We start from the raw sequence: 16,011 nt of genomic DNA on the forward strand, positions 1-16,011 counted from the left end.
GCTGCACGTCGATGAGCCGTCGCCGCACGTGGACTGGTCCTCCGGCGCGCTGCGCCTGCTGACGGAGCCGCGACCGTGGCCGGCCGGGGACGCCCCGCGCCGGGCAGGTGTGTCGTCGTTCGGGATCAGCGGCACCAACGCGCACGTGATCATCGAGCACGCCCCGCCGGAGGGTACACCCGAAGCGCCCACCCCAGTCCCGGCCCCGCCTCTGATCCCGTGGGTGGTCTCCGCCCGCGACGATCGCGGTCTGCGGGCGCAGATCGAACGACTGGGGGAGTTCGCCTCCGCGTACCCGGAGCTGGATCCCGTGGACGTGGGCCGGTCGCTGGTGTCCACCCGGGTATCGCTGGAACGCTCGGTGGTCGTGCTGGGCCGCGATCGTGCCACTCTGCTGGACGGTCTGTCGAAGGCGACCCCGGGGGTGCGCTCTGCGGGCCGGACGGCGTTGCTGTTCACGGGTCAGGGCAGCCAGCGCCTCGGCATGGGCCGCGGACTGTACGAGGCGTTCCCGGTCTTCCGGGCGGCGTTCGACGCGGTGTGTGACCTTGTCGACGGTGAGCTGGATCGTCCGTTGGCGTCGGTGGTGTTCGCGCCGGTGGATTCGGCCGAGGCGGCGCTGATTGATCAGACGGTGTTCACGCAGGTGGGTTTGTTCGCCCTGGAAACGGCGTTGTTCCGGCTGGTGGAGAGCTTCGGCGTGGTCCCGGACATGCTGTTGGGTCATTCGATCGGTGAGGTTGTGGCCGCGCACGCCGCCGGGGTGCTGGATCTGCCGGATGCGTGCCGGCTGGTGGTGGCCCGGGGCAGGCTGATGCAGTCGGCGCCGGACGGTGGGGCGATGGTCGCGGTCGAGGCCACCGAGGAGGAGATCCTCGCCGGGCTGCCTGCGGGGGTGTCGATCGCGGGGGTGAATGGACCGCGGTCGGTGGTGGTGTCGGGTGACGCGGACGCTGTGCTCGGGGTCGAACAGCAGTGGCGGGCGCAGAGCCGTCGTACGAAGCGGCTCGTGGTCAGCCATGCGTTCCATTCGGCGCACATGGACGGTGTCCTGGAGGAGTTCCGGTCGGTGGTGGCGGATCTGTCGTTCGCGCCGGCGCGGATTCCGGTGGTGTCCAATGTGACGGGTGTGACGGCGACGGATGAGCAGTTGAGTTCGCCGGATTACTGGGCGCGGCATATCCGGTCCACGGTGCGTTTCCACGATGGTGTCCGCCATCTGGAGAGCGAGGGGGTGACCCGGTTCGTCGAGCTCGGCCCCGACGGCGTACTGACCGCCCTGACGGGTACGGACGCCGTGGTGGCCGCACCGGTGCTGCGCGCGGGGCGTCCCGAGTCCGGTCAGCTGTGTGCGGTACTCGCCCAGCTGCATACCACGGGTGTGCCCGTGGACTGGTCGCCGCTGCTGGTCGGCGGTCGGCGGGTGGAGCTTCCGACCTACGCGTTCCGCCAGGACCGCTACTGGCTCGAGTCGGCCGGTACGCCCGGAGTCGCATCACCGGGCTCGGTGGCGACGGGACATCCGTTGGTGAGTGCCGCCGTGCAGCTGGCGGGATCGGGTGAGGTGGTGCTGTCGGGCCGGTTGTCGGCGGCGGACCTGCCCTGGCTGTCCGGGCACCGGATCGGTGACGCGCTCGTGGTGCCGGCGGCCGCGCTGGTCGAGGCGGTGATCCGGGCCGGTGACGAGGTCGGCTGCCCGGTGATCCGGGAACTGGTGCTGACCGCGCCGCTGGTCCTGCCCGCGAACCGGGCTCTCACGGTGCAGATCCGAGTCGGTGCCGACGACGGCGACGAGCGTCAGGTGTGGATCCACGCCCGGCCGGAGGGAGGCGTCCCGTCCGGCTGGACCCACTGTGCGGACGGCCGTATCACCGCGGCGCCGGACGAACCCGAACCCGAACCCGGCCCCGGACCCAGCCCTGCCGGCGCTGACGGTGTCGATGTCGCCCTACCGGAGGAACTGCATGCCGACGCGGCCCGCTACGGGCTGCACCCCCTGCTCTTGAGCGCGGCGACGCTGGCCGTCGCCGGCCCACCAGCCGGTCCCGGCCTGGTCCGCGTCCCGCTCGCCTGGCGCGGGATGCGGTTGCTGGCAGGCGGGGCGATCGCGGTGAAGGTGATCGCGACGCCGGTCGACGACCGGGCGGTGTCGCTGGTGCTGCTCGACGCGACGGGGTCCCCGGTGGCGGCGGCGGACGCCGTTGTCTTCGAGGATCAGCCGCTGGCGTCGTTCCGGGCGGCGCAGGACGGGCCGCCGGCCGAGCCGGTCGCGATGCCGGTCCGACCCGTCGCACGGATCGCACCGGCCCCGGCGCCTGCCGAGCGGCTCACCTCCCTGCCCGTGCCCGAGCGCCGTGAGGCGGTGCTCGACCTGGTCCGCGCGGAGGTCGCCGCCGTCCTGGGGCACCCGGACCCGGACGCCGTCGACCTGGACCGCTCGTTCCAGGAGCTCGGGTTCGACTCGCTCGCCGCGGTCAACCTGCGCAACCAGCTGGGCGCGGCGACCGGGATACGGCTCGCCGCCACGGTGGTGTTCGACCATCCCACACCGACGGCGCTCGCCGGTCATCTGGTGGCGCTGGCCGGGCCGGCCGTCGAGCACGGGTCACCGCTCGCGGAACTGGACCGCCTCGAGTCGGTCCTCGCCCGGATCGGCCCCGACGACGGTGAACGCGCGCGGATCTCCGCGCGGCTGCAAGCGATCGCCTCCCGCTGGCAGGACCAGCCGGACCCGGATCTCACCCGCGACATCGGGTCGGCCTCGGCCGCGGAGATCTTCGACTTCATCGACAACGAGCTGGGTCGCACCGCGAACTGACGGCGCCGCTCCCGGAAAGATCGTGGGTAACCATGTCCGAGCAGGAAAACAAACTCGTCGACTACCTCAAGTGGGTCACCGCCGACCTCCAGCGCACCCGCCGGCAGCTGAGCGACCTGGAGGAGAGCCGGAGCGAGCCCATCGCCATCGTCGCGATGGCGTGCCGCTACCCCGGTGGCATCGCGTCCCCGGAGGACCTCTGGGACCTGGTCCTGGCCGGGCGCGACGGCATCTCGCCGTGGCCCGCCGACCGCGGCTGGGACGTCGACCGGCTCTACGATCCGCAAGGGTCCACGCCCGGGACGTCGTACACCCGGGAAGGGGGTTTCGTTGACGACGCGACCTCGTTCGACGCGGGTTTCTTCGGCATCTCCCCGCGTGAGGCGCTGTCCATGGACCCGCAGCAGCGGGTGCTGCTGGAGACCGCGTGGGAGGTCTTCGAACGCGCCGGGATCGACCCCGCCACCCTCAAGGGCAGCCGGACCGGGGTGTACGCCGGGGTGGCCGGGCAGACCTACCTCGACCTCGACGGCCCGCAGGAACTGGAGGGCTACCTCACCACCGGCCGGCTCGGCAGCGTCGCGTCCGGCCGGATCTCGTACTTCTTCGACCTCGACGGCCCGGCGGTCTCGGTGGACACCGCCTGCTCGTCGTCGCTGGTCGCGCTGCACCTGGCCATGAACGCGCTGCGGGCCGGCGAGTGCGACCTCGCCCTGGCCGGCGGAGTCACCGTCAACGGACACCCCGGCGGCTTCATCGACTTCTCGCGGCAGCGGGGCCTGGCGCCGGACGGGCGGTGCAAATCGTTCGCGGCGGCTGCCGACGGCACCGGGTGGAGTGAGGGCGCCGGTCTGCTGCTGGTGGAACGGTTGTCGGACGCGCGCCGGCTGGGGCACGAGGTGCTGGCCGTGGTGCGCGGCTCGGCGGTGAACCAGGACGGTGCGTCGAACGGTCTGACGGCCCCGAACGGCCCGTCGCAGGAACGCGTGATCCGGCAGGCGTGGGCGAGCGCCGGCCTGACCGCCGCGGACATCGACGTGGTCGAGGCGCACGGGACCGGCACGCGGCTGGGTGACCCGATCGAGGCACAGGCGCTGCTGGCCACGTACGGCAAAGAGCGTTCCCCCGACCAGCCGCTGTGGCTCGGCTCCCTGAAGTCCAATATTGGGCATTCGGTAGCGGCCGCAGGAGTGGGCGGGCTGATCAAGATGGTGATGGCCATGCGCCACGGCATCCTGCCCAAGACCCTGCACGTCGACGCGCCCAGCCCGTTCATCGACTGGGATTCCGCCCCGGTACGACTGCTGACCGAGGCCCGGACCTGGCCGTCCACCGACCGTCCCCGCCGAGCCGGCGTCTCGTCGTTCGGAGTCAGCGGCACCAACGCCCACGTGATCCTCGAACAAGCCCCCGCACCTGTCCCCGCCGAACCGCCCTCGGCGAACCGGGCAGCGTCCCCACCGGTTATCCCGTGGGTCATCTCGGCGCGGGACGAGCGGGCCCTGACGGCACAGGCCGTCCGGCTGCACGACCATGTGACGCGGCACCCGGAGCTCGACCCGGTCGACGTGGCCTGGTCGCTGGCGTTCTCCCGGCCGGCCCTGGAGCACTCCGCGGTGGTACTGGGCCGCGATCGGCGTACGCTGCTCGACGCCCTGCCCACGGTCACGAGCCGCGCCCCGGGTGGTCGCACCGCGGTGCTGTTCACCGGTCAGGGCAGCCAGCGCCTCGGCATGGGCCACGAGCTGTACGAGACGTTCCCGGTCTTCCGCCAGGCCTTCGACAACGTCTGCGAGCTCGTCGACGCGGAGCTGGACCGGCCGCTCGCGTCGGTGGTGTTCGCACCCGCGGACTCGATCACGGCGGCGCTGATCGATCAGACGGTGTTCACGCAGGTGGGTCTGTTCGCCCTGGAAACGGCGTTGTTCCGGCTGGTGGAGAGCTTCGGCGTCGTCCCGGACATGCTGCTGGGTCATTCGATCGGTGAGGTCGTGGCCGCGCACGCCGCCGGAGTGCTGGACCTGCCGGACGCGTGCCGGCTCGTGGCGGCACGGGGCCGGCTGATGCAGTCCGCACCTGACGGTGGGGCGATGCTGGCCGTCGAGGCCACCGAGGACGAGGTGCTCGCCGTCCTGCCCGCGCGGGTGTCGATCGCGGGGGTGAACGGCCCGCGGTCGGTGGTGGTCTCCGGCGACGCCGACGCCGTGCGGCAGGTGGAGCAGCTGTGGTCGGCGCGGAACCGCCGGGTGAAGCAGCTGGTCGTCAGCCATGCGTTCCATTCGGCGCACATGGACGGTGTCCTGGAGGAGTTCCGGTCGGTGGTGGCGGGGTTGTCGTTCGCTCCGGCGCGGATTCCGGTGGTGTCCAATGTGACTGGTGTGACGGCGACGGATGAGCAGTTGAGTTCGCCGGACTACTGGGCGCGGCATATCCGGTCCACGGTGCGTTTCCATGACGGTGTCCGCCATCTGGAGAGCGAGGGCGTGACCCGGTTCGTGGAGCTCGGCCCCGACGGCGTACTGACCGCCCTGACCGGCGCCGCTCCCGTCCTCGCCGCCCCCGCCCTGCGGGCCGGCAGGTCCGAGACCGACCAGTTCTGCTCCGTCCTGGCCCAGCTCCACACGAGCGGTGTCCGCGTCGACTGGTCGCCGTTGCTGACCGGAGGCCGCCGGGTGGACCTGCCGACCTACGCGTTCCAGCGCAGCCGCTACTGGCTGGAACCGGCCGCGGCCCGCCCGGCGAGCGGCCATCCGCTCGTCACCACGGTCGTGGACGTCGCAGGCTCCGACGAGACGGTCATGACGGGGAGGCTCTCGCTCGCCCAGCAACCCTGGCTCGCCGGGCACCGCTCCGGTGACCTGACCGTCGTCCCTGCCGCTGCCCTCGTGGAAGCGGTGGTCCGCGCCGGTGACGAACTCGGCTGCACGACCGTCCGGGAGCTCCTGCTCACCACACCGCTCGTGCTTCCCGAACGCGGAGCGCTCTCGCTGCAGGTCCGCATCGGCGCTGCCGGCGACTCCGGCGACCGGCAGGTCCTGGTCCACGCCCGCCCCGACGTCCCCGAGCCACCCGCCTGGGCGTTGTACGCCCGGGGAACCCTGTCCAACGATGACCACGAGCCCGGTTTCGAGCTGGACGAGGGGCACGACGAGGTACAGCTGCCCCCGGAACAGCAGTCGGCCGCCGCGTCGTACGGCCTGCACCCGGATCTGCTCGACGCGGCTCTGCGTGTCGCCCTGCCGGGTGCGGCGATCGCCCTGCGGGATGTGCGGCTGTGGGCGGGCGGTGCGACTGCTCTGCGCGTACGCGTCACTGTCACCGGTCCGGACACCGTCTCGCTGGACCTGGCCGACCACCAGGGCCGTCCGGTGGCTTCCATCGGCTCGCTGGCGACGCGCCGGACCGCGGCGGTGGAACTTGCCACCGCCCGCGTGGGACACGACGACGCGTACTTCGCGGTGGACTGGAAGCCGGTGCCGTTCGCCGACGCGCCGGCCCTGAGCTGGGCCGTGCTGGGCGACCATCGCGGGTTCCCGGGCGTGGCGGTCTTCGCCGAAGCGGCCGAAGCGGCCCGGTCCACCGACCGGCCCGGGGCTGTCGTCCTCCTCGCCGGACGGCCGGACGACGCACTGCCCGCGGGTGTGCACGCCGCCACCAGCGACGTGCTGCGATCCGTTCAGCGATGGTGCGCCGACGAGCGGCTGGCCGGGACCCCGCTGGTCGTGGTCACCCAGGGCGCTGTCGCGGTGGACGGTCAGGTCAGCGACCTCACCGGCGCGGCGGTCTGGGGGCTCGTCCGCTCCGTCCAATCGGAGATACCCGGCCGCCTGGTCCTGCTCGACGTCGATGACATCACCTCGGTGGCTGCGATCGTCGGCGAGGTGGCCGCGGCGGGAGTGCCACAGGCCGCCGTCCGCGACGGCCGGTTACTGGCGCCAGTCCTCGCCCGGACCGTGCCCGGTACTGCCGGGCCGGTATGGCCGACCGACGGCGCGGTGCTGATCACTGGCGGCACCGGCGGCTTGGGCGCGCTCATGGCCCGGCATCTGGTACGCGTGCACAACGTGCCGGAGCTGGTGCTGGTCAGCCGTCGCGGCGCCGACGCCCCGGGTGCCGAGGCACTACGCAACGAGCTGACGGACGCCGGGGCCCGGGTCCTGATCGTGGCCGCCGACGCGGGGGACCGTGACTCGCTGGCCCGTGTCCTCGCTGACCTCCCGCCGGACGTCACGATCCGGGGCGTGGTGCACGCGGCGGGTGTCCTGGACGACGGCGTGCTCAGCTCCCTGAACGCCGGACGGTTGACCGGGGTGCTGCGGCCGAAAGCCGACACCGCATGGCACCTGCACGAGCTGACCCGCGATCTCGGCCTCACCGCGTTCGTCATGTTCTCCTCGATCGCAGGTGTCATCGGAGGTGCGGGCCAGGCGAACTATGCGGCCGCCAACGCGTTCCTCGACGGGCTCGCCGCGTACCGCCGGGCCCGTGGTCTGGCCGCCACGTCGGTGGCCTGGGGCATCTGGGACCAGGAGGGCGGCATCACCGCCGGCCTCGGCGATGCGGACCGGCAACGGATCGCCCGTGCCGGGTTCCCTGCCATCGACGCCGGCCGGGGACCGGCGATGCTGGATGCCGTCATGACCGCCGGCCGTCCGGCCGTGACCGTCACCCCGGTCGATCTGGTCGCGATGCGGTCGCGACCGGCCCAGGTCCCGTTCCTCTTCCGTGAGCTGGCGGGCCGGCCGCCCCGGCCGGCTGCCCGGGCAGCCGGCGACGTCGACGGCCCGTCCCTGGCACACGCGTTCGCCGGGCTCGAGCCGGCAGGGCAGGACCGGCTGATGCTCGATCTCGTCCGGCGCGAGGCGGCGGGCGTTCTCGGCCATGCCGGCCCCGCCGCGATCGACGACCACCGCAGCTTCGCCGAACTCGGCGCCGACTCGCTGACAGCGGTGGAACTGCGTAACCGGCTCGCCGCCGAGACGGCGGTGCCGTTGCCCGCCACCCTGGTCTTCGACCACCCCACGCCGGTCGACCTCGCCCGGCACCTCGCTACCCAGCTGCGCATGGCGACCCCCGGCGCCGTGCGGGATACCGAGCACGACGTCGACTACGCGGCCGAGGTCCGCCTCGCCGAGGACATTCGCCCGGCGGCGGGCCACGGTCCGGTACCACCGGCGGAACCGGGGCAGATCCTGCTCACCGGCGCGACCGGTTTCCTCGGCGCGTTCCTGCTGCGGGACCTCATGCGCACGACCACCGCCACGATCCACTGCCTCGTCCGGGCCGCGGATGCCCGGCAGGCCCGGGACCGGCTCGAGGACAACCTGCGCTGGTACCAGGTGGCGGACCAGGTGGACGGGGCCCGGCTGTCGATCGTCGTCGGGGACCTCGCGGCGCCCCGGCTCGGGCTCAGCGAGGAGACGTTCGACGGACTGGCCCGCTCGGTGGATGTTGTCTACCACGCGGGGGCGACGGTCAACTGGCTACGGCCGTACACCGCGCTGAAGGCGGCCAACGTCACCGGGACCGAGGAAATCCTGCGGCTGGCGGCGCGGCACCGCACGGTGCCGGTGCACTACGTCTCGACGGTAGGCGTCTTCGCCGGCCCGGTGACACCGGGCCGCCCGCTCGCTGTCACCGACCCCACCGGCCCGGCCGAAGCACTGCCCAGCGGCTACCTGCGCAGCAAATGGGTGGCCGAGGGCCTGCTCGAACTGGCCCGCGAACGGGGCCTCCCGGTCTCCGTGCACCGCGTCGACGTGATCTCCGGCGACCAGGACCACGGGGCCTGCCAGACCCGTGACTTCGTCTGGCTCAGCCTCAAGGGCCTGGTCCAGGCCGGCGCGGCCCCCGCCGACCTCACCGGCGCCTATCACCTGACACCGGTCGACTACGTCAGCGCGGGCATTGTCGCCCTGTCGCAGCGCCCCGAAACAGTGGGAAAGACGTTCCACTTCTACAACAAGAGCTCCCTGCGGCTCACCGACATCGTCACCCACCTGCGATCCATGGGGTACGCCCTCAGCGCCACCGACAGCGACACCTGGCACACCATCGTGCGTTCCGACCGGGACAACGCGCTGTTCCCGCTGCTCGACGCGTTCGCCATGATGCAGTCGGACAGCGGATCGTTCTATCCGGCCATCGACGTGTCGGCCACGGAGCGGGCGTTGCACAGCACCGGGATCGCCTGCCCGCCGCTGACCGCCGACCTGTTCCGCAAGTACGTCGGCTTCTTCGTCGGGGCCGGCTACCTCCCACCGCCCGGTAGCACGGGCCGGCCCGCCCTCGCCGGGCTGCTCGGGGACCCGTCATGACCGGGGTGGCCCTCGACACGCGGTGGCTGCGGCAGCTGCATCCCGGGGACGACCAAGCCGTCACCCTGATCTGCCTTCCGCACGCCGGCGGGTCAGCCAGCTTCTTCTTCCCCCTCTCCCGGGCACTCGCACCGCAGTGCCGGGTGCTGGGTGTGCAGTACCCGGGCCGCCAGGACCGGCACCGCGAGCCGGTCATCGACGACATGCACACACTCGCCGACCGGCTCTACCCGGCCGTGGCAGCGGTCGCCCGGCAGGGTCCCGTCGCGCTGTTCGGGCATAGTATGGGCGCCGTGCTCGGCTACGAACTGGCGGCCCGGATGCGCGCCGACACCCTGCCGCCACCGGTACGGCTCTTCGCCTCCGGCCGCCGGGCGCCGTCACGCCATCGCGACGAACAGGTGCACACCCTCGACGACCCCGGCATCGTCGCGGAACTCCACAGGCTGGGCGGTCCGGGCAACGTCCCGGGCGACCCCGACCTGCTACGACTCGCGTTACCGGCGATCCGCGGCGACTACCGGGCCGTCGAGACCTACCGGGAGCGGCCCGGCACCCTGCTCGACTGCCCGATCACCGTTCTCACCGGCTCCGGCGACCCGGTCGTCGACGCCGGCGAGGCCCGGCGCTGGGAAGCGCACACCACGGCAGCCGTCACCGTCCTCACCTACCCGGGCGGTCACTTCTTCCTGGTCGACCACGCCGCCGATGTCACCGCCGTCATCCGCGAGGCCCTGCGGTGACGATCTGCATGCAGTGAGCCGGTCGACGTCGGCCGCCGCCAACGCGGACGCGACCGGTGCACCCATGAGAAGGGAAGTGGGTGCACCGGGCAGGGGTGGCAGGGCGGCCCAGTGGGTCACGCCCTCCTTCGGGACGGGATCGTACGGTTTACAGGTCACCTGGTCGGAATCCCAGTAACGGCCGCGGCCAGGACCGGTACGCCGTCGGGCGGGTTCTCGAGCCGGGCATCGATCCATGTCATGGTGGCTCGTGCAGCGCCTGCGGCCCGGAACGGGCCTCGCCGTGGTGCGGGCTGCACCACGGCGAGGCCGGTTGATGTTTTTCGGATGTGTCAGCTGAAGGCGGGCTTGGTCGTTGCCGCCCAGTCGATGGTGGCCGGGGCTGCTGCCTCGACCTGGTTGGTGTCACCGATGCAGCGCTTGGTGGAGCCGTGGTCCCGGAGGTCGTTGTCGTTGACCCAGCCGCGGGTGCTGTCGGTGTCGGAGACCGTGACGACGTACGTCCAGGGTGTCGGCGCCGTTGATGTCGATCGCGTAGCAGTGGTAGTCGAGGCTCCAGCCCGTGATGTTGGTGGAGCTCACCGCGCAGCGGGTGCTCGAGCCGACCCGGGCGGTGGCGCCGTACCAGGCGACGTGGCCGCCGGTGGTGTCGATGTCGGCCGGGGCGCCGCGGCCGCAGCTCCAGTGGGCGGAGGCGGGTGCCGGGGCGGCCAGTGCGCCGAGGGCGACGGCGGTGATCGCCGAGGCGATGGCGAGCGGCCGGGATACCTTCTTGTTCATAGCTACTCCTTTGTTGGTGTGGCTGAGGGGAAGGGTCACCAGGCGCCGAGCGCGAGCCGTCCGCCGACCTTGTCGAGGTCGAGGGTGCCGCCGTTGTAGAAGGTGCCTGCTGAGGTGAGTCCGTTGCGGAAGACGTTGAGTTGCCAGTCGCCGGCGGGCTTCTGGTAGGCCATGACGATGTCGGCGCTGCCGTCACCGTCCACATCGGCCGCGTCGACCCGGTTGCCGACGTTGCTCAGCGAGAAACTGCTGTCGGCGTCGTAGTCGGTGGTGCGGCTGAACGCGGTGCCGGTCGAGGTCCAGCGGTAGATGTGCATGGTGCCGTTGTTGTTGTCGTACGCGAGGGCGGGTTCGGCCTTGCCGTCGCCGTTGAAGTCGGCGACGACGAGGCGGCCGGCGGCGTTGTCGAGGTTGAGGCTGCCGCCGTTGTAGAAGATGCCGGCGGAGGTGACTGCGCTGCGGAAGACGTTGAGCTGCCACTTGCCGTCGTTGTTCTGGTGGGCGGTGACGATGTCGTCGTCGCCGTCCCCGTCGATGTCGCCGGAGTCGACCCGGTCGCCGACCGCGGCGAGGGCAAAACTGGTCGACTCGTATTCGGTGGTGCGCTGGAAGGACGATCCGGTCGACAGCCAGCGGTAGATGTAGGTGTTGGAGCCTCCCTTGTCGTAGAGCAGGGCGGGTTCGGCTTTGCCGTCGCCGTTCCAGTCGCCGACGACGAGGCGTCCGCCGGCCTTGTCGAGGTTGAGGGTGCCGCCGTCGTACCAGATGCCGGCTGAAGTGACCCCGCCGCGGAACACATTCATCTGCCACTGACCATCGGGCTTCTGGTACGCGGTGACGAGGTCATCGACGCCGTCACCGTCGACATCACCGGATGCCATCCGGTCGCCGACGCTGGGGGCGTTGTAGCTGTTCCCGACGTACTCGGTCGTGCGGGCGAAGGCCGAGCCGTTCGACGTCCAGCGGAACAGGTGCGTGGAGCCGCCGCCGTTGTCGTACATCAGGGCCGGTGCTGATTGGGACTTGTCCACAATGGTGTTGACGCGGACCGGTGTGTAGCGCGCCGCGTTCGACTGGCTCCACGTGTCCCGGATCGTGTTGCGTGTGCCGGTCTGCTCGATCACCTCCGGCTGGGTGTGTGCCGAGTCCGCCCAGCGGACGAACAGTGCGACGTGGTCGTCGGGCCGCAGCAGCGCGTCGCCGGGCTTCAGTGCCGAGCGGGCGATCTCCGTGGTGACGAGGTAGAGGTTGCCGGTCCAGTAGTCGCTGCCTTCGCCGCCGAGACCCCAGGCCATCGACACGAACCCGGAGCAGTCGGTGCGGTAGTCGCCCAGGCTGTTGCGGTAGCAGTTCTCCTGGCTGTAGGGGACGCCGACGTCGAGCCAGGTCTGCGCCCGGGCGAGGACCTGCTCACGGGTCAGATGCAGGGCCGGCCCGTTGTCGTCGCACCCCGCGAAGCCCGCCTGCACCGTCGCGGCCCGAGCCGTCGGGTTCGGCGCCTCCTGCGTCGACACGCTCGGGTAGGAAGCCAGTGGCGGGTCGGACGGTGGATCCGCCGGGTCCGCGGATGCGGCGGTGGCGCCGCACATCAGGATCAGTGGCGCGGCCACCAGGACCGCCGCCCGTCGGCGCCAGGATATCGAAGTGTGCATATTCCTCAGTTCCTCCCCGTGGACCGGGCGGGGGTTCGCCCGGCCTCGCTGAGGGAGAGTCTGCGGAGGATGGCTACCGGCCCGCTGGAGGGCTGCAACCCGTACCGATCCCGTACTACGGTGATCCTCCGATCCGGATCTACGGGGGTAGCAAATGGACGAATCGGGGATGACGGTTGGCGCCCTGGTACGGGACACGCGAACCCGCCTGGGCCTGACCCAGGGCGATCTGGCGAAGCGGGCCGGCGTGAGTCTCGGCAGCGTCCGCGACCTGGAGCAGGGCCGGAGCAGCTCGCCACGGCCACGGCTGCTCGACGCGCTCGGCGGCGCGCTCGGGATGGGCCACCAGGACCTGAGCCGCCTGCGTCAGCTCGCCCGGCCTGCCCCGCTCGTACCGGCACCCACGAACGGCGGCCCATTGCGGATCTCCGTGCTCGGACCCCTCGGACTGACCCGGGCCGGGCAGGAGGTGAGCATCGGCGCCGGCCGGCACCGGATCGTGCTGGCCCGCCTCGCGATGACCCCGGACCGTCCCGTCGGCCGGGACGAATTGATCCACCTGCTGTGGGCGGACGACGCGCCGCCGTCCGCCGCGAACGTCCTGCAGACCCACGTGAGCCGGCTCCGGCGGCTGCTCACGCCGGGGATGGTGGAGCTGGCGCCCGGCGGCTACCGGCTGCAGGCCACCGCCGCCGAGCTCGACCTGGTCGCCTACAGGGAACGCCTCGCCGGCGGACGTGACCCGCAGGTTCCGCCGTCCGTGGCGTTCGACCTGGTCCACGACGCGCTGGAGATGTGGCACGGTGACGTCCCGGCCGCCGGCGTGCCCGAGCTGGAGGACGACCCGCTGGTCACCGAGCTGGCCGACGAACGGGTCGAGGCGGCGATCCGGCTGACCCGGCTCGGCGAGACACTGCACCGGGAACCGCAGGTGCTGCCGGTTCTGCGGCGGCTGGCACCCCGGCACCCGTACCACGAGTCGCTGCACGCACGGCTGGTCGTCGCGCTCGCCGCCTCCGGTCAGCAGGCGGCGGCGCTCGAGGTGTACGACGAGGTCCGCGCCCGCCTCGCCGACGAGCTGGGCCTCGACCCCGGTACGGAGCTGCGCGAGGCCCGGCAGGCGGTCCTGCGTACCCGTCCCGACGAGGTGCGGGCGCCGGTCGTCCGGCCCTGGCAGGCACCGGCGCCGCCCCTGGACTTCACCGGGCGTACGGCCGAACTGCACGACGTCGGCCGTGCCCTGCGCTACCCGTCCGGGCCGTCGGTCGTCTGTGTGATCTCCGGGATGGCGGGGGTCGGCAAGACCAGCCTCGCGTTGCAGGCGGCCCGGTCGGTCCGGCAGGACTTCCCGGACGGACAGATCCACCTCGACCTGCGCGGTGCGGACCGGCAACCGGTGGGTACGCCGTACGCCCTCGCGCGTCTCCTACGCGCTGCCGGCGTGCCCGGCCGGGCGGTCCCGGTCGACCCCGACGAGGCGGCCGCCCTCTGGCGCAGCACGGTCAGCGACCGGCGGCTGCTGGTGGTGCTGGACAACGCACGCAACGCGGCCCAGGTGCGTCCGCTGCTGCCCGGACCCGGTGGCAGCGCCGTCCTGATCACCAGCCGCAACCGCTGCGCCGAGCTGGACGGCGCGCACCTGGTCGAACTCGGCACCCTCAGCGTCACCGAGGCGCTCGGCATGCTGGGAGACCGCGCGGCCGACGACGCGACGAGTGCCGAGGCGCTGGTCGAGGCGTGCGGGCTGCTCCCGGTCGCGTTGCGGGTCATCGCCAGCCGCCTCAAGGACGGTCGCGTCGCGATGCACGACCTGCTGGACCGGCTCGCCGACAAACGGTCGCGGCTGGCCCGGTTCAGCATCGGCGACATCGGCGTCCAGGCCAGCTTCGAGTTGAGCTATCAAGAGTTGAGTACGCCCGTCAGCAGCGTGTTCCGGGCAGGTGCTCTGATCCCTGGCGAGACGTTCCACCCCGCCGCGGTTGCCGCGCTGGCCGGCGTCGGCGAGCAGGACGCCACCGCGGCGCTCCACGAGCTGACCGCCGAGAATCTGGTGCAGTGCACCGAATCCGGCCGTTTTCGCTATCACGACCTGCTGCGGCTCTACGCGGCTCAGCGGCCCGGGGACGATCGGGATCCGGCAGCCCTCGGCCCGCTGTTCGACTGGTACCTGGCCCGGACCGCCGCCGCGATGCGCCTGGTGTACGCCGAGATGGTCCGGCTGCCGCTGGACATCCCCGCCGACCCGGCGGGCTTCACCGACGTGAACACCGCCACCGCCTGGCTGCACGAGGAACTCACCGGCCTTCTCGCGGCGATCGACCTGGCCGCGGCCGGTCCGCACCGGGCCCGCGCCTGGCAACTGGCCGACCAGTTACGCGGCTACTTCTTCGTGCACCGCGACGTCGTGTCGTGGCTCGGTTCCGGGCAGACCGGGCTGGCCGCGGCGCAGGCTGCCGGTGACGACCTGGCGCAGGCCGCGATGCACCAGACGATCGGGCAGGCGTACTGGGCGGCGGGCGAGACCCAGCGGGCCGGCGAGGCGTACCGCGCGGGCGTCGACGCGGCCCGGCGCGGCGGCTGGCTCATCGGCGAGGCGTACCTCTTGCACAACCTCGGCCTGATCCGGCAGGAACTGGGCCAGCCCACCGAGGCCGAGCAGCTGTACCGCCAGGCCCTGGAGATCAGCGAAGGCCCCGAGTTCAGCCACATCCGCGCCGTCACGTTGAACGACCTCGGCGCGATGTGCAACGAGACCGGCCGCCTGACCGAGGCCGTGGTGCACTTCAAGGCCGCTCTCGCCCTCAACCGCGGCGCCGCCCGCCGCCGCTCGGCGGTCGTCAACCTGGGCAACCTGGGTATGGTGCTGCGCCTGCTGGAGGAGTTCGACACCGCCCGCGAACACCTGACCGCCGCCCTCGACTACCACCGGACGACCGGCGCGCTGAACGGCCAGATGGCCACCCTGGACGAACTGAGCCTGCTCTACCAGCAGCAGGCCGAGTGGTCCGCCGCGCTCTCGGCGGCCACCGAGGCCGTATCCATCGCCGTTCGCCTGCGTGACCTGCGCTCGGAGGCCGGGGTGCTGGCCACCCTGGGGTTCGCCCTGCTCGGCGCGCGCGCGATCGAGGACGCGGCCGAACGCTTCACCCGCTGCCTCCAGCTCTGCCGGGACAACGGCTACCTGTACTTCGAGGTGCAGGCCGGGGTCGGCCTGGCCGAGGTCCGGCTGGCGTCCGGCGACCCCGCCGAGGCCCGAGTGGTGGCCGAGGCAGCCCTTGACCTGGCCGACCGCAAGAAATACCGCATCTTCCAGGGTGACGCCCGCCTGGCCCTGGCCCGCACAGCCATGACAACCGGAGATCTCGCACGAGCCGAGCGGCTGTGCAAAGAGGCCGCCACCCTCCACGAGGGCCTCCCGGCCCGCCTGCGAGCGGGCCGGGAACTACTACTCGCGGCCGCCTGGCGTCACTGATCTGATCGCTGCCGACAGACCGTTCATCGACAAAAAACGACCGTTGTCAATTTTTTAACGACGACGATTTAATCGTCAAAGGATATCAGGAACGCGGCATCAGGTGAATCGTGGAGCGAATGATCGAGCGATTCGATGACCAATGGCGGCGGGATCGAGACGGCACGGTAACCCGCACCTCTGATCGAGATGCGGGTTATCGCTCAGGCGTCTAGTCCAAATCTATTGC

Annotated in this window: 5 protein-coding genes and 1 pseudogene; 4 read left to right on the forward strand and 2 right to left on the reverse strand. The window is 71.8% G+C overall.

The window, feature by feature from the left end:
• The 3 genes and pseudogenes from Aco04nite_RS23940 to Aco04nite_RS23950 form a co-directional block, all read left to right on the forward strand.
• On the forward strand, nt 1-2,818 hold a 2,818-nt coding region (locus Aco04nite_RS23940), incomplete at its 5' end, for an acyltransferase domain-containing protein (protein WP_212999501.1).
• Nucleotides 2,819-2,853: 35 nt separating this feature from the next.
• Nucleotides 2,854-9,135: pseudogene (locus tag Aco04nite_RS23945) on the forward strand (type I polyketide synthase); the annotation flags it as partial.
• Nucleotides 9,132-9,878 (forward strand): thioesterase II family protein, encoded by a 747-nt coding sequence (locus Aco04nite_RS23950; protein WP_212999503.1) that lies wholly within the window; start codon nt 9,132-9,134, stop codon nt 9,876-9,878. The pseudogene Aco04nite_RS23945 and the gene Aco04nite_RS23950, both read left to right, overlap by 4 nt.
• A 405-nt stretch (nt 9,879-10,283) precedes the next feature.
• Here Aco04nite_RS23950 and Aco04nite_RS23955 read toward each other — a convergent pair whose 3' ends face one another.
• Both Aco04nite_RS23955 and Aco04nite_RS23960 read right to left on the reverse strand, forming a co-directional pair.
• Nucleotides 10,284-10,658 (reverse strand): hypothetical protein, encoded by a 375-nt coding sequence (locus Aco04nite_RS23955; RefSeq protein WP_212999504.1) that lies wholly within the window; start codon nt 10,656-10,658, stop codon nt 10,284-10,286.
• A gap of 35 nt (nt 10,659-10,693) precedes the next feature.
• Nucleotides 10,694-12,310 (reverse strand): C40 family peptidase, encoded by a 1,617-nt coding sequence (locus tag Aco04nite_RS23960; protein ID WP_212999505.1) that lies wholly within the window; start codon nt 12,308-12,310, stop codon nt 10,694-10,696.
• Between the two features lie 169 nt (nt 12,311-12,479).
• On the opposite strand from Aco04nite_RS23960, the gene Aco04nite_RS23965 reads away from it, so the two are divergent.
• Nucleotides 12,480-15,782 carry a BTAD domain-containing putative transcriptional regulator gene (locus Aco04nite_RS23965; RefSeq protein WP_212999506.1) on the forward strand — a complete coding sequence of 1,101 codons (3,303 nt, stop codon included), beginning with the start codon at nt 12,480-12,482 and terminating at the stop codon, nt 15,780-15,782.
• Nucleotides 15,783-16,011 lie beyond the last annotated feature (229 nt).

The sequence above is a fragment of the Winogradskya consettensis genome, from assembly GCF_018332715.1.
GTDB classification, from domain to species: domain Bacteria; phylum Actinomycetota; class Actinomycetes; order Mycobacteriales; family Micromonosporaceae; genus Actinoplanes; species Actinoplanes consettensis.